The 20,217-nt window shown below is 63.8% G+C and carries 22 protein-coding genes; 10 read left to right on the top strand and 12 right to left on the bottom strand.

Translation table 11 applies throughout. The annotated features are described in order from the left end of the window. Positions 1 to 3 precede the first annotated feature (3 nt). The 6 genes from GEV02_RS22095 to GEV02_RS22070 are packed head-to-tail and all read right to left on the bottom strand — an operon-like array spanning position 4 to position 5,798. Complete coding sequence (locus tag GEV02_RS22095; protein WP_152840123.1) at positions 4 to 906, bottom strand: biotin-independent malonate decarboxylase subunit beta; 903 nt, start codon at positions 904 to 906, stop codon at positions 4 to 6. Further along, complete coding sequence (gene mdcC / locus GEV02_RS22090) at positions 903 to 1,217, bottom strand: malonate decarboxylase acyl carrier protein (RefSeq protein WP_070271277.1); 315 nt, start codon at positions 1,215 to 1,217, stop codon at positions 903 to 905. Before mdcC ends, GEV02_RS22095 begins: the two co-directional genes overlap by 4 nt. An 11-nt stretch (positions 1,218 to 1,228) precedes the next feature. Beyond that, positions 1,229 to 2,881, bottom strand: coding sequence for a malonate decarboxylase subunit alpha (mdcA, locus tag GEV02_RS22085; protein ID WP_152840122.1), 1,653 nt, complete (start codon positions 2,879 to 2,881; stop codon positions 1,229 to 1,231). Further along, positions 2,882 to 4,231, bottom strand: coding sequence for a TRAP transporter large permease (locus tag GEV02_RS22080; RefSeq protein ID WP_152840121.1), 1,350 nt, complete (start codon positions 4,229 to 4,231; stop codon positions 2,882 to 2,884). It abuts the gene before it with no gap. Further along, positions 4,228 to 4,785 carry a TRAP transporter small permease gene (locus GEV02_RS22075; RefSeq protein WP_328595888.1) on the bottom strand — a complete coding sequence of 186 codons (558 nt, stop codon included), beginning with the start codon at positions 4,783 to 4,785 and terminating at the stop codon, positions 4,228 to 4,230. The genes GEV02_RS22080 and GEV02_RS22075 overlap by 4 nt, the downstream gene beginning before the upstream one ends. Next, a complete protein-coding gene (locus GEV02_RS22070) occupies positions 4,782 to 5,798 on the bottom strand; it encodes a TRAP transporter substrate-binding protein (RefSeq protein WP_152840120.1) in 1,017 nt (338 codons plus the stop codon). Before GEV02_RS22070 ends, GEV02_RS22075 begins: the two co-directional genes overlap by 4 nt. Before the next feature lie 144 nt (positions 5,799 to 5,942). Between GEV02_RS22070 and GEV02_RS22065 the strand changes: the two genes are divergently transcribed. Next, a complete protein-coding gene (locus GEV02_RS22065; RefSeq protein ID WP_152840119.1) occupies positions 5,943 to 6,605 on the top strand; it encodes a GntR family transcriptional regulator in 663 nt (220 codons plus the stop codon). 10 nt (positions 6,606 to 6,615) lie between these two features. On the opposite strand, the gene GEV02_RS22060 is transcribed toward GEV02_RS22065, so the two are convergent. Together GEV02_RS22060 and pdxR are read right to left on the bottom strand one after the other, a co-directional pair. After that, positions 6,616 to 7,071, bottom strand: coding sequence for an RrF2 family transcriptional regulator (locus GEV02_RS22060; protein ID WP_152840118.1), 456 nt, complete (start codon positions 7,069 to 7,071; stop codon positions 6,616 to 6,618). A 52-nt stretch (positions 7,072 to 7,123) separates the two neighbouring features. Further along, on the bottom strand, positions 7,124 to 8,557 hold the full coding sequence (gene pdxR / locus GEV02_RS22055; protein WP_152840117.1) for a MocR-like pyridoxine biosynthesis transcription factor PdxR: 1,434 nt from the start codon (positions 8,555 to 8,557) through the stop codon (positions 7,124 to 7,126). 73 nt (positions 8,558 to 8,630) lie between these two features. Here pdxR and GEV02_RS22050 point away from each other — a divergent pair, with 73 nt between their 5' ends. Next, complete coding sequence (locus tag GEV02_RS22050) at positions 8,631 to 8,900, top strand: hypothetical protein (protein ID WP_008449585.1); 270 nt, start codon at positions 8,631 to 8,633, stop codon at positions 8,898 to 8,900. Between the two features lie 8 nt (positions 8,901 to 8,908). Here the strand turns inward: GEV02_RS22050 and GEV02_RS22045 are convergent, their stop codons facing one another. Beyond that, complete coding sequence (locus GEV02_RS22045; RefSeq protein WP_152840116.1) at positions 8,909 to 10,090, bottom strand: multidrug effflux MFS transporter; 1,182 nt, start codon at positions 10,088 to 10,090, stop codon at positions 8,909 to 8,911. A gap of 152 nt (positions 10,091 to 10,242) precedes the next feature. Between GEV02_RS22045 and epsC the strand changes: the two genes are divergently transcribed. From epsC to GEV02_RS22025, 4 genes are all read left to right on the top strand, one after another. Further along, positions 10,243 to 11,166, top strand: a complete 924-nt coding sequence (epsC, locus tag GEV02_RS22040; RefSeq protein WP_152840115.1) for a serine O-acetyltransferase EpsC — start codon at positions 10,243 to 10,245, stop codon at positions 11,164 to 11,166. Positions 11,167 to 11,391: 225 nt separating this feature from the next. Then, positions 11,392 to 12,192: a class I SAM-dependent methyltransferase gene (locus GEV02_RS22035; RefSeq protein WP_152840114.1), complete on the top strand. Its 801-nt coding sequence runs from the start codon at positions 11,392 to 11,394 to the stop codon at positions 12,190 to 12,192. Positions 12,193 to 12,275: 83 nt separating this feature from the next. Further along, positions 12,276 to 13,118 (top strand): glutathione-dependent disulfide-bond oxidoreductase, encoded by an 843-nt coding sequence (gene yghU / locus GEV02_RS22030; RefSeq protein ID WP_152840113.1) that lies wholly within the window; start codon positions 12,276 to 12,278, stop codon positions 13,116 to 13,118. An 84-nt stretch (positions 13,119 to 13,202) separates the two neighbouring features. Beyond that, positions 13,203 to 13,880: a PEP-CTERM sorting domain-containing protein gene (locus tag GEV02_RS22025; RefSeq protein ID WP_152840112.1), complete on the top strand. Its 678-nt coding sequence runs from the start codon at positions 13,203 to 13,205 to the stop codon at positions 13,878 to 13,880. Positions 13,881 to 13,890: 10 nt separating this feature from the next. On the opposite strand, the gene GEV02_RS22020 is transcribed toward GEV02_RS22025, so the two are convergent. The 3 genes from GEV02_RS22020 to GEV02_RS22010 are packed head-to-tail and all read right to left on the bottom strand — an operon-like array spanning position 13,891 to position 16,248. Beyond that, positions 13,891 to 14,736: a MetQ/NlpA family ABC transporter substrate-binding protein gene (locus GEV02_RS22020; protein WP_152840111.1), complete on the bottom strand. Its 846-nt coding sequence runs from the start codon at positions 14,734 to 14,736 to the stop codon at positions 13,891 to 13,893. Positions 14,737 to 14,750: 14 nt separating this feature from the next. Then, complete coding sequence (locus GEV02_RS22015) at positions 14,751 to 15,431, bottom strand: methionine ABC transporter permease (RefSeq protein ID WP_008449578.1); 681 nt, start codon at positions 15,429 to 15,431, stop codon at positions 14,751 to 14,753. Then, complete coding sequence (locus GEV02_RS22010; protein ID WP_152840110.1) at positions 15,424 to 16,248, bottom strand: methionine ABC transporter ATP-binding protein; 825 nt, start codon at positions 16,246 to 16,248, stop codon at positions 15,424 to 15,426. The genes GEV02_RS22015 and GEV02_RS22010 overlap by 8 nt, the downstream gene beginning before the upstream one ends. A 191-nt stretch (positions 16,249 to 16,439) precedes the next feature. On the opposite strand from GEV02_RS22010, the gene GEV02_RS22005 reads away from it, so the two are divergent. The 4 genes from GEV02_RS22005 to GEV02_RS21990 all read left to right on the top strand — a co-directional run bounded on the left by GEV02_RS22005 (position 16,440) and on the right by GEV02_RS21990 (position 20,216). Next, positions 16,440 to 16,745, top strand: coding sequence for an ABC transporter permease subunit (locus GEV02_RS22005; protein WP_152840109.1), 306 nt, complete (start codon positions 16,440 to 16,442; stop codon positions 16,743 to 16,745). A gap of 13 nt (positions 16,746 to 16,758) precedes the next feature. Beyond that, on the top strand, positions 16,759 to 17,559 hold the full coding sequence (locus GEV02_RS22000; RefSeq protein ID WP_152840108.1) for an ATP-binding cassette domain-containing protein: 801 nt from the start codon (positions 16,759 to 16,761) through the stop codon (positions 17,557 to 17,559). Positions 17,560 to 17,791: 232 nt separating this feature from the next. Then, the gene (locus tag GEV02_RS21995; protein WP_008449570.1) at positions 17,792 to 18,358 is read left to right on the top strand and encodes a YceI family protein; all 567 of its coding nucleotides are present in this window, start codon (positions 17,792 to 17,794) and stop codon (positions 18,356 to 18,358) included. 100 nt (positions 18,359 to 18,458) lie between these two features. Continuing rightward, positions 18,459 to 20,216 carry an amidohydrolase gene (locus GEV02_RS21990; protein ID WP_235922878.1) on the top strand — a complete coding sequence of 586 codons (1,758 nt, stop codon included), beginning with the start codon at positions 18,459 to 18,461 and terminating at the stop codon, positions 20,214 to 20,216. Position 20,217 lies beyond the last annotated feature (1 nt).

Below are 20,217 nucleotides of genomic sequence, written 5' to 3'. Positions count from 1 at the left end.
ACCTCAGGCTCCCATGCGGTGCTTGGCGGCGGCCGCGATAAAACTGTCCACATCCAGCATCGGAATATTGGCCGCATCGGCGATCTGCATCGCGCTCCAGATATCGACCGGATCCTGCAGCGTGCCGAAGCGGGCGATGCGCTCGTCCAGCATCTGCTGCTCGGCTTCCAGCGCCTCCAGCGTCAGCTCTACCTGCTTGCCGGTCAGCGCGGCCACCGCATCGCGCGCGGCTGCGCGGAAGGCGGCGATATCGTCGGCCACGATGCGCTGGCAATCGCCCATCAGATAACGGTGCTTGCCGCCGCTGGTGCGCCAGACCAGCGCCCGGTCGCGCGAATCGAATTCCTCGACGCCGCTGGCGGTTTCGATCACCTCCGGGCCGGACATCGCCAGCCGTCCTTCCTCCGACATCACCACCACGTTGGCGCAGCGCGAGACGATGCCCATGCCGCCAAAGGCGCCGTTCGAACCGCCCACCAGCACGATCACCGGTATGCCTGCGGCGCGCGCATCGAGCAGGGCGCGCATCACTTCCGACACGGCGATCAATCCGGCATTGGCCTCGTGCAGACGCACACCGCCCGATTCGACCAGCAGCACCACGGCCGTGGCCTGGTCGCGCACGGCGCGCCGCAACAGGCCGACCAGCTTGGCGCCGTGCACCTCGCCGACCGCGCCGCCCATGAAGCCACCTTCCTGCGCCGCCGCGTAGATGGTGACGCCGCCCAGCTTCGCCCTGCCGACGGCGACGCCGTCATCGAAAGCCACCGGCGCGTTCAACTGACCCAGGTGAGGGCTGACGACGCGCTCCGACGGCGGCAGGAATTCTTCAAAACTGTCAGGGTCGAACAGCTGTTGCAGGCGTTCGCGCGCGGTCGCTTCCTGGTAGCTTGCGGGACGGCTCATCGCGGCTCTCCCAGCATGGTCTGCACCGCCTGGTCCATGCGCAGGCTGACCACGGCGGGCGTGGCGCCCATGTCGTTGATGGAGATGCGGGTGTCGGCCAGCAGCCAGCGCTGGTGGAAATCGCGCATCACCGCTTCCCAGATCGGCCCGAAGCCGACGGCTGCGGTGGTGATCTCGATGGCGCAGGCGCCGGCCAGGTCGGCCGCTTCGATCAGCACTTCCAGGTTGCCGGAACCGACCACGCCCACCACTTGCGGCGAGGCCTTCAGCCTCTGCGTGCCTTGTTCGAATCGGTAGTTCAGTGTTTCCATCTTGAGGCTCCTTACCAGTTGCGGAAACGCTTGGGCGGCTGGTACAAGCCGCCCGATGCGCGCACCAGGTCTTTCATATTGCGGGCGGCCAGCAGATCGCGCGTGGCCATGCGCTTGTCGATGCCGAGATCCTCGGCGCGCTGGATGATACCGCGATCCCGCAGGTTCTCAACCATCCTCCGGTCCCGCGCCAAACCGACCGGCGTGTAGCCCGCCACGCCGCGTATGGCCTGCTCGCGTTCCTCGTCTGTGCGGCACAGCAGCAGGTTGGCGATGCCTTCCTCGGTCAGGATGTGGCTGACGTCGTCGCCGTAGATCATCACCGGCGGGATCGCCATCTTCGCCTGTTCCATCAGCTCCCAGGCGTCGAGCTTCTCGACGAAGGCCGGCTGCATATGCTCGCGGAAGGTCTCCACCATCTGCACCACCAGCTTCTGGCCACGCGGGATGGTGTTGCGGCCTTCGCGTGCCTGCTGGCCTGCCTTCAGCCACGCAGGGCTGGCGTGGCGCCGCCCGCGTGCATCGGCGCCCATGTTGGAGGCGCCGCCGAAGCCAGAAATGCGGCCGGCGGTGGCGGTCGACGAATTGCCCTGCAAATCGATTTGCAGCGTCGAGCCGATGAACATGTCGCAGGCATAGTGGCCGGCGGCCTGGCACATGGCGCGGTTGCTGCGCATGGTGCCGTCCGGGCCGATGGCGAAGACGTCCGGCCGCGCATGGATGTAGTCCTCCATGCCCAGTTCCGAACCGAAGGAGTGCACCGACTGCACGAAGCCGGCCTCGATCGCCGGTATCAGCGCCGGATGTGGATTGAGCGCCCAGTGCTTGCCGATCTTGCCGCGCAGGCCCAGCGACTCGGCGTAGGTCGGCAGCAGCAGCTCGATGGCGGCGGTGTCGAAGCCGATGCCGTGGTTCAGCCGCTGCACTTCGTATTCGGCGTAGATGCCCTTGATCGCCATCATCGCCATCAGCACTTGGATCTCGGAGATCTGCGCCGGATCGCGTGTGAACAGCGGCTCGATGTAGTAGGGGCGCGGCGACTGCACGACGAAATCGACCCAGTCGCCCGGCACGTCCACACGCGGCACGGTGTCGACGATGCGGTTGACCTGCACGATGACGATGCCTTGTTTGAACGCCGTGGCTTCGACGATGGCCGGTGTGTCCTCGGTGTTCGGGCCGGTGTACAGGTTGCCGTGGCGGTCGGCCGCCTCCGCCGCGATCAGGCAGACGCGCGGCGGCAGGTCGATGAAGTAGCGGCTGAACAGCTCAAGGTAGGTGTGGATGGCGCCGATATTCAGTTTGCCGGCGGAAGCCAGCCGCGCCACCCGCGTCGCCTGAGGGCCGGAGAACGAGAAGTCCAGCTTTGAAGCGACGCCGCGCTCGAACACGTCCAGGTGCTCCGGCAGCGCCAGCACCGATTGCAGCATGTGCAGGTTGTTGACGCGCTCCGGATTCAGGTGGGCCAGCGCATGGCCGAGGAAGTCGGCCTGCTTCTGGTTGTTCCCTTCGAGGCAGACGCGATCGCCGCACTCCAGCACCGAATGCAGCAGGTCCGCGATGCGCGCAGCCGGCAGGCTTTTGCCGTCCAGCTGATTGCCCAGGGCGGCGCTGGCCCGCTGCAAGCGCGCGGCGCGGTTCTGCTGCAGGGTATTCCAGTTCATTTATTTTGCTCCCATTATCATGTCTGGCAGTCCGGTCGAGATGGACGGGAAGACGCACAACAACAGCACCGCCACGAACATCAGGATCAGGAACGGGAACACGCCCCACACCACATCCTTGAGCGGGATATCGGGTGCGATGTTCTTGATGACGAAGATGTTCAGTCCCACCGGCGGATGGATCAGGCCCATCTCCATCACCACCGTCATGACGATGCCGAACCAGATCAGATCGAAACCGGCGGCCTTCAGCGGCGGCAGGATGATGGGCGCGGTCATCAGGATAATCGAAACCGGCGGCAGGAAGAAGCCGAATACGATCACCATCAGCAGGATCACCGCCAGCAGCAGCCATTTCGACAGGTGCAGGCTCACCACCCACGCGGCGGCCGATTGGCTGATGTGCAGATAGCTCATCACATACGAATAGAACAGCGACATGCCGATAATCAGCAGCAGCATCGTCGATTCCTTGATCGAGGAGCTGAGGATGGGCGACAAGTCCTTGGGCTTCCACGCGCCGTAGATCACGGCCAGCAGCACCAGCGCCAGCAGCGCACCCAGGCCCGCCGTTTCGGACGGGGTGGCGAAGCCGCCGTACAGCGCGATCATCACGCCGATCAGCAGGACCAGGAAGGGCAGCACGCGCGGCAGCATCTCGACCTTTTGCGCCAGCGTGAAATGCTCGTCTTCGAGGTAGGCCGACTTGGCGCCACCCTGTTCGTAGATGACCAGCGCGGCCTTGTATTCCTTGTGTGCGCGGTAGACGGCGTAGCCGGCAAACAGCAGCACCAGCAGCACGCCCGGGCCTATGCCGGCCAGGAACAGACGGCCCAGCGACTGCTCGGCGGCGACCGCGTACAGGATCATGGTGATCGATGGCGGCAGCAGGATGCCCAGCGTGCCGCCGGCGGCGATGATACCCGCCGCGAAACCGGGCGAGTAGCCGCGGCGGCGCATCTCGGGGATGCCGGCCGAGCCGATGGCCGAGCAGGTGGCGGGCGAGGAACCGGCCATCGCCGCGAACAGCGCGCAGGCGAACACGTTGGCGATCCCCAGGCCGCCCGGTATCTTGTGCATCCATGTGTGTATCGCCGAGTACAGGTCTTTGCCGGCGGGGGATTTGCCGATGGCCGCGCCCTTCAGGATGAACAGGGGGATGGACAGCAGCGTGATCGACGCCATTTCCTCGTACACGTTCTGGGTGATGGTGTCGAGCGAGGAGGGCGGCATGCAGAAGTACATGAAGCCGGTGGCCACCACGCCCAGCGCGAAGGCGATCGGCATCCCGGAGAACATCACCACCAGGGTGACGGCGCCGTACAGGGCGCCAAGAGTCAGGTCGCTCATGCTGCGCGCTCCGTTTTGTTGGTCATGCGTGCCAGCGTTTGCAGCACGATTTGCAGCGTCAGGATGGTCATCCCGGCGGCCATCATGGCGTAGGGGATCCACAGCGGCGGCGCGAAGGTCGACGAGGTGGTTTGGCCGTCGACCCAGGCTTCATGGAACAGCGTCCACGATTTCCACGAGAAGAAGGCGCAGAACAGCGCCGACACCAGGTCCACCATGAACAGCCGCGCCGCATTCACGCGTGGCGGCAGCAGCGTGGCCAGCGCCTCGATGCCGATATGGCCGCGCTGCGACTGCACGTAGGCGGTGCAGAAGAAGGTGACGCCGACCAGCATGAACACCGAGGCCTCGTCCTGCCAGTCGGTGGGCGCGTGGAAGAAGTAGCGCGACACCACGGAGTAGGTCAGCACGAAGGCCGTCAGCACCAGCGCCACCATGGACGCCATCATCAGCCCGTGATTGAGCTTGTTCAGCAGTGCGGTCGCCGCCGCGACGACGGCGTTGTCCGGCGGAGCGGCTGCACGCGGCGGCTCCAGCTCTATGCCGTGGCTCACAGCGTCTTCTCCGCCAGTTTCAGCAGCTTGGCGCAGTTTTCATTGCGTTCGCCATAGTCCTTCCATGCGGTGGCGCGGGCGATGGTCTGCCATTTCTTCAGCGCGGCCGGATTCAGGTCCACCACCTTGGCCTTGGCTTTGGCGTAGACATCGGCCACGGCCTGGTCGTCGGCCTTGGCGGAGTTCAGCGCGAAGGCTTCCATCTCGGCGCCGACCGCCATGATAGTGGCCTGCTGGTCCTTGCTCAAGCGGTCGAAGACGGCCTTGGACATCATCAGCGGCTCGAACATGAACCAGTAGGCGCCGGCGCGGCCGGTGGTCAGCGCCTTCGACACTTCCTCCAGCCGGAACGAGATCAGCGAGGTGGAGGAGGTCAGCGCCGCTTCCATGGCGCCGGTCTGCATGGCGGCGTAGATTTCGTTCGACGGCAGCGAGACCACGGCGGCGCCGGCGGCCTTGAGGATCAGGTCCATCTCGCGCGAGCCGCCGCGTATCTTCATGCCCTTGGCGTCGTCCGGATCGATCACCGGCTTGGTGCGTGAAGCCACGCCGCCGGCCTGCCAGATCCAGCTAATCAGCACGATGCCTTTTTCATTCAGGATGCGGCTCAACTCCTTGCCCACTTCGGCGTTCTTCCAGCCGTAGGCCTGCTCGTAGGACGTGACCAGGCCGGGCATCAGGCCGATGTTCACTTCCGGGACTTCGCCGCCCGCGTACGACAGCGGCACCAGCGACATGTCCAGCGCGCCCTTGCGCATGGCGGAGAACTGGGCGTTGGTCTTCATCAGCGAAGAGCCGGGGTAGATCTCGAATTTGAGGCTGCCCTTGCTGCGTTTTTCCACCTCGGCGGCGAACATGCGGGTCAGGCGGTCGCGGAAATCGCCTTCGGTGACGGTGCCGCCGGGGAATTGGTGCGAAATCTTCAGGGTGGCGTTCTGCGCCCACGCCGGTTGCAGCAGCAAAGGGCTGGCGGCCAGGGCGGCCAGGACGGTCCTGCGGGTGATAACGCTCATAATTCCTCCAAGGTGGGTCAAATATGCAACGATCTTTTTTGTGTATACAAGAATATCTCGTTCGAATACATTGTCAAGCTATATTCACTGCTTATAATGAAGCTTGTTATACATAAGCTCTGATCCAACAAGGCTACAAACACCATGACCACCCATTCCGCCACGTTGCGCGAAGAAATAGAAGAGATGATTGCCGTCGGTGAGCTCAAGCCCGGCCAGCATCTGGACGAGACCGAACTGGCCGCCCGCTTCGGCGTCTCCCGCACGCCGGTGCGCGAGACGTTGATACAGCTGGCGTCCATGGGGCTGGTGGTGATACGGCCGCGGCGGGGCGCCATCGTCGCCGAGCTGGGGCCGCAGCAGTTGGTGGAGATGTTCGAGGTGATGTCGGAGCTGGAGGCGACCTGCGGCCGGCTGGCGGCGCGGCGCATGACGCGCGAGGAGCAGCAGTCGCTGCTGGTGGCGCACCAGGCCTGCCAGGATGCGCGGGATGCGCAGGAGCCGGACGTCTACTACTACAAGAATGAGTTATTCCACGAGGCGATCTACGCCGGCAGCCATAACCAGTTCCTGATCGAGCAGACGCGCAATCTGTACCGGCGCCTGCGGCCTTACCGCCGCTTGCAACTGCGGGTGCGCGACCGTCTGCACAATTCCTATCATGAGCACGACGGCGTGGTGCAGGCCATCGTCAATGGCGACGGCGAGCTGGCCGCGCATCTGCTGCGCGAGCATGTGATGATACAGGGGCAGCGTTTCTCGGATTTGATGGCGTCGCTGCCGCAGTTGCGGCAGGGCGCGGCATAGCGCCAGGCTGCTAGGCGGCCGCGCCGCGGACGATGCGTACCGGCTTGGCGGCGCCGGCTTCGGCCTGCTGCGGCAGCATGTCTTGCAGCGTTTGCTGATCCAGCACGGACAGGAAGGCGCGGGTGGCGTCGTTCAGCGTGTGCTTCAGCGCGCAGTTGGGCGTCAACGGGCAGGTGTCGTGCTCGCGGTCGAAGCATTCGGCCATGAAGAAGTCGGTCTCGGTCATCCGCACCAGGGCGCCGATGTTGATGTCCTTGGGATCCTTGGCCAGACGCAGGCCGCCGTTGCGGCCTCGCACAGTCTCCACCAGGCCGGACTGGCCCAGCTGGTACACCACCTTCATCAGGTGGTTCTTCGAGATCGAGTGCATGTCGGCGATGTCCTGGATCGTCACCAGCTGGTCCCGGTGCGCGCACAGGTAGAGCAGGGTACGCAGGGAGTAATCGGTAAATGATGTGAGGCGCATAGCTGGAGGTCGTCGTTACGGTTCGTCCACTATTCTACATGCTGATCCGGCTTTACTCCATTTGCTGAAGGATGTCGCGCACGCGCAGCAGGGCGACATCGATATCCAGCGTCTCGATACCGCCGTAGCCGAGGAACAGGCCGGCCTTGGGCGGCGTGGAAGCGTAGAAGTTCGACAGCGGGTAAAGGCCGACGTCGGCGCGCCGCGCCAGCCGCAGCAGCAGGTCCAGGTCGAGCGGCTTTTTGCACAGCGCCGCCAGGTGGAAGCCGGCGCTGGCCGGCACCAGCTCGAACCACGGCGACAGCGCGTCGGCAAACAGCGCTTGCAGGCGCTGGCGGCGCGTCGCGTAGATGGCGGCGCAGCGACGGATGTGGCGCGACAGGTAGCCGTCGCCGATGAACTTCGCCAGCGCGTGCTGGCTGGCGGTGGCGGTATGCCAGTCGTTCAGGTGCTTGACCGTGAGGACGGCGTTCAGCACCGCCTCCGGCAGGATCGCGTAGCCCAGCCGCAGTTCCGGCAGCATCACCTTGGAGAAGCTGCCGACGAAGGCCACGACGCCGTGCCTGTCCATGCTTTGCAGCGAATCGGTGGGGCGGCCTTCGTAGCGGAACTCGCTGTCGTAGTCGTCCTCGATGATGATGGCGCCGATCTCCAGCGCCCGCGCCAGCAGGGCCTCGCGGCGGGCCACGCTCATCGGCATCCCCAGCGGGAACTGGTGGGCCGGCGTGGTGTAGATCAGCCGCGTGCCTTGCGGGATCTGGTCGACCAGCATGCCCTCGTGGTCGACGCCGATGCCGACGATGTGCGCGCCCTGGCTGGCGAACAGCATGCGCGCCGCCGGATAGCCCGGTTCTTCGACCGCCACCACGCAGCCCGGTTCCAGCAGCACGCGGCCCAGCAGGTCCAGCGCCTGCTGGGCGCCGTTGGTCACCACGACATTGTTGGCGGTGCAGACCACGCCGCGCGCAAAGGCCGCATGGTGGGCGATGGCGGCGCGCAGTTCGGCGATGCCTTCCGCCTGGCGGTACATGCCGCTGCCCTTGACGTCCTGGCGCAGGCCGTGCATCACGCAGCGGCGCCATTCGTCGACCGGGAACAGGCTGGGCGTGATGCAGCCGCCGATGAACTCATAGCGCGAGCGGCCTTCGGGGAACGGGTTGCGCAGCGGCGTGTGCATGGCGTCCCAGCGGGCGACGATGGCGGCGCTGGCCAGGTTGTTGGCCGCTTGCCGGCGCGGCCTGGCCTCGGCCGGCGCGCTGACGAAGCTGCCCTTGCCGACCTGGCCCAGCACCAGCCGTTCCTGCGTCAGGCGGGTGTAGACATCGGAGACGGTCTTGCGGGAGAGGCCCAGCTGTTCGGCCAGCAGGCGGGTGGGCGGCAGCTGCTGGCCGTCGGCCAGCCTTCCGCTGCGGATCGAGTCGCTCAGCTGACGGTACAGCTGCCCGCTTAAATCCTTCCTGCCTTCGATGACGATGTGGAGTTCCATGGTGTGTTGGTGCGGCGCCTAACGGACGATACCGGCAGTTTGCCACAGACTGGCATGACACACAGGGGGAAGCATGGATAAGGAAGCCGCGCGCCGCCAGTTCGTCAACGAACTCTGGCAACGCTATGAACAATTGCAGCAATGGGCGGAAGAGAATTGGCCGGACCGGGAGCACCCCTTGTCCAGCGCAGATTTTGTCGAGACACGCAAGGAGCTTCTGGGCCTGCGCAATCCGGCGCAGGCGCCGGGCCGGCCTGCATCGTCGGCCGCCCAGGGCGATGCCCGCGAACCGGAGCAGGGCGGGGCGCAGTACGTGGATGTGAATCCCACGCCCTGGCCCTGAATGTATGGTTAGTGCGTGACCGGCTTGCCGGTCAAGGCCAGCAGCCAGGCGATCAGGCTGACGACCAGGCTGGCGAGCACGCCCCAGGCCAGCTTCAGCGCGCTGTCGAACAGCAGCGGCGCCACCAGGCCGGACACCAGCGCGAACAGCAGCATCTGAATAAACGACTGCATCGACGACGCCAGCCCGCTGTTGTTCGGGAAGTACTCCAGCGCGATCAGCGACAACGGCGTCATCGCCAGCGCCAGGCCGAAGGAGTAGATAAACAGCGGCATCACGGCATAAGGCACGGCGGCGACGAAGACGCTGTTGTAGGCGACGTTGATGATGCCGGCCGCGATCATGACCGCAAAACCCATCCACACCTGCGTGGTGCGCGCGAACTTGTGGGCGAACTTGCCCGACAGCGCCGAGCCGACCACCATGCCGCTGATGAGCGGTACGAACATCCATGCGAACGCGGTCTCCGGCAGATGCAGGATGTTCATCACGAAGTAGGCGGCCGAGCCGATATACAGCGCCACGCCCGCAAAGCTCATGCCGACCGCGATCGACAGCAGCAGGAAGTGGTGGTGGCACAGCACTTTCCAGTAGTTGGAGGCGATGACGCCCAGGTGGAATGGGTGGCGGTCCTTGACGGCCAGGCTTTCCGGCAGCGCGCGCTGGACGGCGATGAACATCAGGATGCCGAAGCCGCTCAGGAACCAGAAGATCGAACGCCAGCCGAAGCTGACCTGCAGCCAGCCGCCCAATACGGGCGCGATGGCCGGCGCCAGGCCGAACACCATCATGATGTGCGACAGGATCTTCTGCGCGGCGGCGCCGGAGAAGCGGTCCTGCACGATGGCGCGGCCGACCACCGAACCCGCGCCGGCCGCCAGGCCCTGCACGATGCGGCAGGCCAGCAGCACGCCAATGGACGGCGCCATCGCGCCGACGATGGAGGCGGCGATGTAGGCCACCAGCGATACCAGGATCACCGGACGGCGGCCGAAGGAGTCCGACAGCGTGCCGTAGAACAGCATCATGAAGGCGAAGCAGAACAGGAACATGCTCAGTGTCTGCTGGATCAGCATCGGGCTGGCGTCAAAGTTCTGGGCGATCGCCGGGAACGACGGCAGGTAGGTGTCGATGGCCAGCGGCCCGACCATGGAAAGGCCGGCCAGCAGCAGTGTCAGCAAAATATTCATTTGAGGCGTATTGTTCGGTGGAGCCGGCATTTTACGCGATATGCGGTCATCGCATATCCAAGGGCGAAATCATTCCTTCGCCCGGTGCTGATGGACGATTATGCTGCGACGATGGGCAGATGCTGCCCGCGTTTTTAATTATTCGAGACATTATGACTATCGATACCTATGACGGCACCAGCGTCAAGCCGTCGCACTGGAACCTGGGCAGCGTGATCGAGCAGCTGCGCGTGTCGCGCGAGGCCACGCACAATATCCGCCACCATGGCAAAGTACGCGAGCTGCCGTCGCGCGAGGCGCTGACGATCATCGTCAACGGCCTGTCGGCGGCGCTGTTCCCCACGCACTACGGCCGTCCCAACCTGACCGACGAGAGCATCGACTACTTCGTCGGCGACACCCTCAACACTACCCTGAACCGGTTGACGGAGCAGGTGCGGCGAGGGTTGCAGTTCTCGCTGGCGGACGCCGTGCCGGATGACGATGAGCTGACGCGCCAGGCCAACGCCATCACGCGCGAGTTCGCGGCGGGCCTGCCGGCCATACGCGGCCTGCTGGTGTCCGATGTGCAGGCGGCGTTCTCCGGCGATCCGGCGGCGACCTCGGTGGCCGAGATCATGCTGTGCTATCCGGGCACCATCGCCATCTTGTACTACCGGCTGGCGCACAGCCTGCACCGCCTGGGCTCTCCGTTCCTGGCGCGGCTGATTTCGGACATCGGCCATTCGCTGACCGGGATCGACATCCACCCCGGCGCGCAGATCGGCGGCAGCTTCTTCATCGACCACGGCACCGGCGTGGTGATCGGCGAGACGGCCATCATCGGCCAGGGCGTGCGCCTGTACCAGCACGTGACGCTGGGCGCCAAGCGCTTCCCGGCGGACGAGAAGGGCACGCTAATCAAAGGCGTGCCGCGCCATCCGGTGGTGGAGGACGACGTGGTGATCTACGCCGGCGCCACCATCCTGGGCCGCATCACCATCGGCGCCGGCTCCACCATCGGCGGCAATGTCTGGCTGACGCAGAGCGTGCCGGCGGGGAGCAACGTGTCCCAAGCGCAGATGCGCAACGATTAACCATGCTAGAATCGGCGCTCTTCCATTCCACCGGAGCGCGCCGACATGAACAAGTAATGCCAACTGACTTATCGCTGCCTATACGCGATCTGCCTGCCGCTTACTGTACGTTCATTTCCAGCGTTGCCTCCGCGCGCGCCCGTTCCATCGGGCCGCGCCAGTTCGTTACGCCATCCTGCGGTCGCAGTATCGAGGGCAGTTTCTCCATCTGTTCAAGGAAAACTCATGCCTCATACCGTTAACAATTCTATCGATGTATTCAGCCACAATCGCGCTTCGTGGGACCGCCAGGCGGCGCAGCACTGCGAGTGGTCGCAGCCTGTCGGGGCGGATGAAATCGCCGCAGCCCGCAACGGCAGCTGGCAAGTCAGGCTGACACCGGGGCCTTTGCCCGCCGGCTGGCTGGGCGATGTGCGCGGCCTGCGCTTATTGTGCCTGGCCTCGGGCGGCGGGCAACAGGCGCCGGTGCTGGCGGCGGCCGGCGCCATCGTCACAGTATTCGATGCCTCAGATCTGCAATTGCAGCAGGACCGCATGGTGGCGCAGCGCGACGGCCTGGAACTCCATGTGGTGCAAGGCGATATGCGCGATCTGTCGGTGTTTGACGATGCGTCCTTCGATCTGATTTTTCATCCGATCTCCAACCTGTATGTGCCGGACGTCCGGCCGGTCTGGCGCGAGTGCTTCCGCGTGCTGCGCAGCGGCGGAAGTTTGCTGAGCAGTTTCTACAACCCGGTGGTGTTTGTCGGCGACCGCGCCCCGCGTTATGCGGAGCAGGGTTTGATATGTCCGCGCTTCGTGCTGCCGTATTCCGATGTCGATCATCTGAGTGCGGAGGCGCTGGCGGAGAAGCGCCGGCGCGGCGATGCGCTGGTGTTCGGCCATAGCCTGGGCGAGCAAATCGGCGGCCAGATGGAGGCGGGCTTCGTGCTAACCGGCTTCCATGAAGACCATCAACCGCAGCCGCGCTTTGTGATCGACCGCTATCTGCCAACCTTCCTGGCGACGCGTGCCAGCAAGCCCTGATCGCGGCGTGGGGGGCGGGCAACGCGTTTGCGTCGCCCGTGATATTCTGAATGACGTTTTACTGAATATGCATGGAGTTTTGAATGACGGATCAATCGAAGTACGTACCACCTAAAGTCTGGACTGCCGCGGCTCCTTCGGGCGGCACGTTCGCAAGCATCAACCGTCCGGTGGCGGGCGCCACGCACGACAAGGAACTCCCGGTCGGCAAGCATCCGCTGCAGCTGTATTCGCTGGGAACGCCGAATGGCGTCAAGGTGACGATCCTGCTGGAAGAACTGCTGGCGCTCGGCCATAGCGGCGCCGAATACGATGCATGGCTCATCCGCATCAACGACGGCGACCAGTTCTCCAGCGGCTTTGTCGGCATCAATCCGAATTCGAAGATTCCGGCGCTGGTCGACCGCAGCGGCGAGAAGCCGTTGCGCGTGTTCGAATCCGGTTCCATCCTCGTTTATCTGGCCGAGAAGTTCGATGCCTTCCTGCCCAAGGAGCTGGCGGCGCGCACCGAGACCTTGAACTGGCTGTTCTGGCAGATGGGTTCCGCGCCGTTCCTGGGCGGGGGCTTCGGCCACTTCTACGCCTACGCGCCGGAAAAAATCGAATACGCGATCAACCGCTATGCGATGGAAGCCAAGCGCCAGCTCGATGTGCTCGATCGCCAGCTGGCCGAGCACCGCTATATCGCGGGCGATGAATACACCATCGCCGACATGGCGATCTGGCCGTGGTACGGCGTTCTGGTGCTGGGGAAGATTTACGGCGCAGGCGAGTTCCTGTCGGTGCACGAGTACAAGAACGTCAAGCGCTGGGCCGACGACATCGCGGCGCGGCCCGCAGTGATCCGTGGCCGCAAGGTCAACCGCACGTTCGGCGAGCCGGAAGAGCAGGTGCCCGAGCGGCACGACGCGAAAGACCTTGATTAAATGGGTTGCATTATTTAAAACATCTGTGGCGCAATTGATATTTCCGCAATATAATGTTATTTCCATAACTTAACGGAAATTTCCATGCGCCGCATTGCACTCGTTTTAGTCAGCCTCTTTCTGAGCGCCTCGGCCTCAGCCGAAATCATTACGTTCGAATATACGGGGGTGATCAACACTTTGCGCGAAACCATCGGCAATGGCGATAGCCGTGCTGTTGTGTCGAGCAACAAGATACCTGGAGGTGTCCGTGTAGGTAATGATTTCCATGGCACATACTCTATCGACACGAACTCCGCAGTGGCCATGTCGAGTGCAACGACTACGATATACTACAATTGGGCGGGAATGCCAGGGACTACCAGCATCACTTTTGACAAGAGCGGCACCACCGCCTCCTCGCCTTATGCCGCAGGCAGAGTTTATGTAAGCCATGATGGCACTTCCGATTATGTGTCCATTGACGCTGGCGTCTCGTATGGCACCCGTGACTCAAGCTACCAAAACATTGGTTTTAATTTCTCTGGTAAGGGAAACTTGAGCAATCTGGCAATTCCGACCAGTTTCAATGTGGCCGATTGGTATTCGGCTGAAGCCACCTTACTTTGGAACACCGGTAGCGGATACATCGACATGACCGGCATGCTGACCAGCGTGAACCGGGTATCGGCCGTGCCGGAGCCCGAGTCCTACGCCATGCTGCTGGCCGGCCTCGGACTGGTAGCGGGAATCGCCGCGCGCAGGAAACAGCAGCGCGGCTGATTCTGTAGCCTTATTTGCCCGGCTTGCTCGCGCCGGCCGCTTCCAGCGCCAGCTGGTCTTCGGTCTTCGAGTAGTCCGGGAAGTATTTGTTGGTCACCGCCAGGAACTCGCGCGAACGATAAGCGGCCGCGAGATCCTTGGCGAACTGCTTGTCCTTGTCCGCGCTGCGGATCGCCACCAGGTTGATGTAGTTGGCCGAGATCTTCTCGGTCAACAACGCCTCTTTCAGCTTCATGCCCGCCGCCAGCGCGTAGTTGCCGTTGACGAAGGAGTAGTCGGTGTCCTGCAGCGAACGCGGCAGCTGCGCCGCTTCCAGCGAGATCAGCTTGATCTTCTTGACGTTGACGGCGATGTCACGCTCCGACGCCTTCACCGGATCGAACTTGTCGCGCAGCTTGATCCAGCCCAGCTGGTCCAGCAGCACCAGCGCGCGCGCCTGGTTGGTCGGGTCGTTCGGCATGGCGACTGTCGCGCCTTCCTTCACTTCGCTCAGTGCCTTGTGCTTCTTGCTGTAGATGGCGATAGGCGCGGTCGGGATCTTCACCAGATCGGCCAGCGGCAGCTTGTTCTTGGCCGCGAACTCATTCAGATAAACGATATGCTGGAATACGTTGGCGTCCAGCGAACCTTCGGCCAGCGCGAAGTTCGGCTGGATGTAGTCGTTGAACTCCACCAGTTTGATCTTGTAACCCTGTTTTTCCAGGATAGGCTTGATGCCCAGCTTGATCTGGTCCGCGTACGGGCCGGCGCTGGTGCCGATCACCAGTTCTTTCGGATCCTTGGCGTAGCTTGGAGCGGCGATGCCGAGGGCGAGGGCCAGTGCGGCCAGCAGCAGGTTGCGGCGAGGTGCTTGCATGTGTAGTCCTTAGTTTAGCGTTTGTCGAGGCGTTTGGCGATGCGGTTGCCGGTGAACTGGATCAGTTGCACCATGGCGATCAGGATGGCGACGGTGGCGACCATGATGTCGGTTTCGAAGCGGTAGTAGCCGTAGCGGATGGCGAGGTCGCCGATGCCGCCGCCGCCCACCACGCCGGCCACGGCGGAATAGGATAGGAAGCTGATCGACAGTACCGTCAGCGCCAGCACCAGGCCGGAGCGGGCCTCCACCAGCAGCACGCGCAGCACGATCTGCAGTTCCGAGGCGCCGATGGCGTGGGCGGCTTCGATCACGCCGCGCGGCACTTCACGCAGGTTCTGCTCGACCATGCGGGCGAAGTAGGGCACGGCCGCGAACGACAGCGGCACGGCGGCGGCCAGCGGGCCGATCGAAGTGCCGGCGATGATGCGCGTGAACGGCACCAGCGCCACCAGCAGGATGATGAACGGGAAGGAGCGCACCGTGTTCACCAGCCAGCCCAGCACCAGCGCGGCGGGACGGTTTTGCAGCGACTGGCCGTCGGCCACCAGGAACAGCAGGATGCCCAGCGGGCCGCCAAGCACCACGGCGGCGGTCAGGCCGATGCCGAGCATGGTCAGGGTCTGGCCGAGCGCGGTCCACATCTCTGGCAGCATGGCGAGGATGGCGTCGAGGGAGGCGAGGTATTCAGACATGGGCGGCCTCCGTGTTGGCGTTGCTTGGGGTGGGGCGCGCAGCGAGGATGCTGGCGGCGCCGTGCTGCGCCAGTTCGCGGCCCAGCGCGGTCTTGCGCGGTTCGGCCAGGCTGGCGGCGTCGTCGAGCGCGAATTGTTCGGCGATGGCGCCGTCTTCGATCACGGCCACGCGGTTGCAGATCTCGCCCAGCACCGACAGCTCATGGCTGACGATGACGATGGTGACGTTGAGGCGGCGGTTGATGTCGCGCAGCGTGGCCAGCAGCGCGCGCGTCGTTTCGGCGTCCAGCGCGGAGGTCGGTTCGTCGCACAGCAGCACGGCCGGGCCGCTGGCCAATGCGCGGGCGATGGCGACGCGCTGTTTCTGGCCGCCGGACAGCTGGGCAGGGTAGCTGGCCGTCTTGCCGCCCAACTCCACCAGTTCCAGGCATTCGTTGACGCGCGCGGTGATCTGCGCCGCCGTCAGGCCGCCGTGGATGCGCAGCGGGAAGGCGACGTTGTCGAACACGGTGGCGTTTTGCAGCAGGTTGAACTGCTGGAAGATCATGCCGATATTGCGGCGCGCATCGCGCAGGTCGCGTTTCGACAGCGCGGTCAGTTCGCGGCCGTCGACGAAGACGGCGCCGCTGTCCGGCTGTTCCAGCAGGTTGAACAGGCGCAGCAGCGTGGATTTGCCGGCGCCGCTCTTGCCGATCAGGCCAAAGATATCGCCTTTGTTGACTTCCAGCGATACGTCGCGCACCGCGTGAAAGTGGCCGCCGTCCGGCAGCGCAAAGGTTTTGCTCGCATGGGTAATGCGAATCAGGGGTGTAGTCATGGGGAATAAGCTTGGGAGATGCAGTAATGCAAGTATCTCATCGGCGCTTCATGCGGCAAACGACTATTTTTTCCTTTCTATATATCAAAAACCTATAAAGAAGAAAGTGCATATCAAAACGTAAAACTATTCGTTCTGATTTCGTTGTTGCGGAATTAATCTGGCCGGCATGAATATTCGTGGAGCCGGCAATGGGAAATATTAAGCATCGGACAACTACAGCTGCCGACCCGGCCCTGATCGAGATGGCGCGCAGCTACGGCCTTTCGGGCTGGCCGCTGTTTCGCGACGTGACCTTGCCGGCGGCGCTGCCTTCGATCCTGCGAACGGCACGCGTCGGCCTCGGGCTGGTCTGGCTGCTATTGATCGTTGCCGAGGCCGTCTCTGCGCAATCCGGCACGCGCATCCTGCTGTACCTTGTTCTGGGCGGCGTGGCCGACCTGCTGGTGCGCGCGATGGCACGGCATTTCCTGAGCTGGCATCCCGCCTACCGTTAATGGAGTAAACCGTATGTATATTTCGACCGCCTTGTTCGACATTAGCGATACCGTCCGCCGCGCAGCGCCGAAGCCGCCGCTCCCGCGCCAGGGCGTGGCGCTGGCGCTGGAAGACGTCAGCGTGGCTTTCGGCGCCCGTCCGGTGCTGAACGAACTGCGGCTGTCGCTGCGCGCCGGTGAATTCGTCGCCGTGCTGGGACGCAGCGGCTGCGGCAAGACCACGCTGTTGCGCACCATCGCCGGGCTGGACGGCGCCGATGCCGGCAGCATCGCGGTCGGCAACGGCAGCCTGGACCCCAGCGTGCGCATCATGTTCCAGGAACCCCGGCTGCTGCCATGGAAGTCGGTGCTGGAGAATGTGGCGATCGGCAAGCCGCGCTCGCTGAATGCGGCGGCGGCCACCTTGTCCATCGTCGGCCTGGCCGGCCGCGCCGACGATTGGCCGGGGCAGTTGTCGGACGGCCAGCAGCAGCGCGCCGCGCTGGCGCGTGCGCTGCTGCACGAGCCGCAACTGCTGTTGCTGGACGAACCGCTGTCCGCGCTCGATTCGCCGAGCCGCGCCGAGATGCAGCAACTGATCGAGGCGCTGTGGCAGTCGCGCGGCTTCACCGCCGTGCTGGCCACGCACGATGTGCAGGAAGCGCTGGCGCTGGCCGACCGCGTCGTGCTGATCGAGCACGGCCGCATCGCGCTGGACGTACAGGTGGACTTGCCGCGTCCGCGCGTGCGCAGCGGCGCGGCGTTTGCCTCATTGGAACAACGCTTGCAGCAACGCATGCTGCAGCCGCCGGCGGCGCTCGCCTCCGCAGCCTGACATCCCCCCTCGGCCTTTAGGCAGATGCCCATCCGATCGCCGCTGCTCTATCATTGCAACATGAGTAGCCGGTTTTATGATCGATTTTATCGATAATAACGCGGTAAATTTTTCGTTTTACAACGGTAGATGTGGCGAGCATAATCGCTTCACTCGAAGACATGCGCCGGGCAGGCACCAGCTTGCCGGGTCGAGTTCTTACATATTGTTCCCACATCCTGGAGTCTTACAAATGAAAAAAATCTTCGCCCTGCTGGTTGCTGCCGGTATTTCCCTGTCCGCCTTCGCCGCGCCGGAAAACTTCACCTCCGACGCGAACCACACCTTTGCCCGTTTCGAATACAGCCACTTCGGCTACTCGACCCAGCAAAGCCGCTTCAACAACACGACCGCGAAGATCGTGCTGGACCGCGCCGCCAAGACCGGCTCGGTTGAAGCGACCATCGACACCAAATCGGTGGACACCGGTTCGAAACTGTTCGACGGCCACATCCAGGGCGAAGACTTCCTCGACACCGCCAAGTTCCCGACCATCACCTACAAGTCGACCAAGTTCAACTTCGATGGCGACAAGCTGGCTTCGATCGACGGCAACCTGACCATCAAGGGCGTGACCAAGCCAGTCAAGCTGACCGTGACCCATCTGCAGTGCATGGATCACCCGATGCTGAAAAAACTGGCTTGCGGCGCCAACGCCACCGCCACCATCAAGCGCACCGAATTCAACGCCGGTAAATACGCACCCTACGTCGGCGACGACGTGACCCTGACTTTCGCAGTCGAATCCATCAAGGACTAATCGGACTGAGCCTGGCTCAATTCCCTGGTCTCTGATGTGGGCCGGCGCGGTGCATGCATCGCGCCGGCCCGATTTTTTTTAGGAGCAGCAGACAATGAGAATGAACCAGTTCGCACTCGCAGCCGCCTTGGCCTGCGCCGGTCTCGCGCAGGCCGCGCCGGACCTCATCATCAGCAACGGCAAGATCGCCACGATGAGCAAGGAGGGCGAATTCGCCCAGGCCATCGCCATCAAGGACGGCAAGGTCCAGGCCGTCGGCAGCAATGCCCGCATACTCCAACTCAAATCGGCCGGCACCCGGCTGATCGATGCCGGCGGCAAGACCGTCATCCCCGGCCTCAACGACTCCCACCTGCACATCATCCGCGAAGGCTTGAACTACAACGCCGAGCTGCGCTGGGATGGCGTGACTTCGCTGAAGACGGCGCTGCAAATGCTCAAGGAGCAGGCGGCGCGCACGCCGGAGGGCGCGTGGGTCAAGGTGGTCGGCGGCTGGAACGAATTCCAGTTCGAAGAAAAACGCTTGCCGACGCTGGCGGAAATCAATGAGGCGGTGCCGGACAAGCCGGTGTTCCTGCTCTACTTGTACGGCTTGGGCTTCCTCAACCAGAAGGGCATCGCCACGCTGGGCTACGACGCCAACACCCGCTTCAAGGATGGCGAAGTGCAGCTGGGCGCGGATGGCAAGCCGACCGGCCTGCTGATCGCCAAGCCCAACGCAATGATCCTCTACACCACGCTGGGCAAGACCACGGTGCTGCCGCGCGCGCAGCAGCTCAACTCCACGCAGCAGTACTACACCGAACTGAACCGCCTGGGCCTGACCAGCGCCATCGACGCCGGCGGCGGCGGGCAGGCGTATCCGGACGATTACGCCGTCAGCCTGGAGCTGGCCAAGAGCGGCAAGCTGACGGTGCGCACCTCCTACTATCTGTTCGCGCAAAAGCCGGGCAAGGAATTGGAAGACTATCAGCGCTGGCTCGCCATGGCCAAGCCGGATCACAACGACCACCTGTTCTACGCCAACGGCTACAACACCGAAGGCGGCGGCGAGAACCTGGTGTGGAGCGCGGCCGACTTCGAGAACTTCCTCGAACCGCGCCCGGACATGCCGCCGCAGATGGAGAGCGAACTGGAACCCGTGCTGCGGCTGCTGATCAAGAACCGCTGGCCGTTCCGCATCCACGCCACCTATGACGAGAGCATAGACCGCGACCTGGCCGTGATCGAGAAGGTCAACAAGGACACGCCGCTGAGCGGCCTGCGCTGGTTCTTCGACCATGCCGAGACCATCAGCGACAAGCAACTGGCGCGCGTGAAGGCGCTGGGCGGCGGCATCGCGGTGCAGAACCGCATGTACTTCCAGGGCGAGCTGTACTGGAAGCAGTACGGCGCGCAAACCCGCCAGATGCCGCCGATTAAAAAAATGCTGGAGATGAAAATCCCGGTCGGCCTGGGTACGGACGGCACACGCGTCAGCAGCTACGGCCCGTGGCCGTCGATCTACTGGGCGGTGACGGGCAAGACTGCGGGCGGGCTCAGCGTATGGCAGCCCAAAGATGTGCTGAGCCGCTACCAGGCGCTCAAGCTGATGACGCAGGGCAGCGCGTGGATGAGCGGCGAGGAAAAGCTCAAGGGCACGCTGGCCGCCGGCCAGTACGCCGATCTGGTGATACTGCCGCAGGATTATTTCTCGATGGCGGCCGAGCAGATCAAGAACCTGGAAAGCAGCCTGACCATCGTCAACGGCAAGGTGGTGTATGCGACGCGCGAGTTCAAGCAGTACGCGCCGGCCTTGCCTGAGGTGCAGCCGGACTGGAGCCCCGTGAAATACTACGGCGGCTACCAGAACAAATAAG

This window comes from Rugamonas aquatica (assembly GCF_009380215.1).
GTDB lineage: Bacteria > Pseudomonadota > Gammaproteobacteria > Burkholderiales > Burkholderiaceae_D > Rugamonas > Rugamonas aquatica_B.
This window is presented reverse-complemented; position numbering and strand designations above follow the sequence as displayed.

Coding starts and splice junctions, on each gene's coding strand:
- yghU (WP_152840113.1), top strand. CDS start 12,276: ATGACGGATCAATCGAAGTACGTACCACCTAAAGTCTGGACTGCCGCG.
- GEV02_RS22045 (WP_152840116.1), bottom strand. CDS start 10,090: ATGAATATTTTGCTGACACTGCTGCTGGCCGGCCTTTCCATGGTCGGG.
- GEV02_RS22020 (WP_152840111.1), bottom strand. CDS start 14,736: ATGCAAGCACCTCGCCGCAACCTGCTGCTGGCCGCACTGGCCCTCGCC.
- GEV02_RS22050 (WP_008449585.1), top strand. CDS start 8,631: ATGGATAAGGAAGCCGCGCGCCGCCAGTTCGTCAACGAACTCTGGCAA.
- GEV02_RS22005 (WP_152840109.1), top strand. CDS start 16,440: ATGGGAAATATTAAGCATCGGACAACTACAGCTGCCGACCCGGCCCTG.
- GEV02_RS22010 (WP_152840110.1), bottom strand. CDS start 16,248: ATGACTACACCCCTGATTCGCATTACCCATGCGAGCAAAACCTTTGCG.
- GEV02_RS22070 (WP_152840120.1), bottom strand. CDS start 5,798: ATGAGCGTTATCACCCGCAGGACCGTCCTGGCCGCCCTGGCCGCCAGC.
- GEV02_RS21990 (WP_235922878.1), top strand. CDS start 18,459: ATGAACCAGTTCGCACTCGCAGCCGCCTTGGCCTGCGCCGGTCTCGCG.
- GEV02_RS22060 (WP_152840118.1), bottom strand. CDS start 7,071: ATGCGCCTCACATCATTTACCGATTACTCCCTGCGTACCCTGCTCTAC.
- pdxR (WP_152840117.1), bottom strand. CDS start 8,557: ATGGAACTCCACATCGTCATCGAAGGCAGGAAGGATTTAAGCGGGCAG.
- GEV02_RS22095 (WP_152840123.1), bottom strand. CDS start 906: ATGAGCCGTCCCGCAAGCTACCAGGAAGCGACCGCGCGCGAACGCCTG.
- GEV02_RS22035 (WP_152840114.1), top strand. CDS start 11,392: ATGCCTCATACCGTTAACAATTCTATCGATGTATTCAGCCACAATCGC.
- GEV02_RS22025 (WP_152840112.1), top strand. CDS start 13,203: ATGCGCCGCATTGCACTCGTTTTAGTCAGCCTCTTTCTGAGCGCCTCG.
- epsC (WP_152840115.1), top strand. CDS start 10,243: ATGACTATCGATACCTATGACGGCACCAGCGTCAAGCCGTCGCACTGG.
- GEV02_RS22015 (WP_008449578.1), bottom strand. CDS start 15,431: ATGTCTGAATACCTCGCCTCCCTCGACGCCATCCTCGCCATGCTGCCA.
- GEV02_RS21995 (WP_008449570.1), top strand. CDS start 17,792: ATGAAAAAAATCTTCGCCCTGCTGGTTGCTGCCGGTATTTCCCTGTCC.
- GEV02_RS22000 (WP_152840108.1), top strand. CDS start 16,759: ATGTATATTTCGACCGCCTTGTTCGACATTAGCGATACCGTCCGCCGC.
- GEV02_RS22080 (WP_152840121.1), bottom strand. CDS start 4,231: ATGAGCGACCTGACTCTTGGCGCCCTGTACGGCGCCGTCACCCTGGTG.
- mdcA (WP_152840122.1), bottom strand. CDS start 2,881: ATGAACTGGAATACCCTGCAGCAGAACCGCGCCGCGCGCTTGCAGCGG.
- GEV02_RS22065 (WP_152840119.1), top strand. CDS start 5,943: ATGACCACCCATTCCGCCACGTTGCGCGAAGAAATAGAAGAGATGATT.
- mdcC (WP_070271277.1), bottom strand. CDS start 1,217: ATGGAAACACTGAACTACCGATTCGAACAAGGCACGCAGAGGCTGAAG.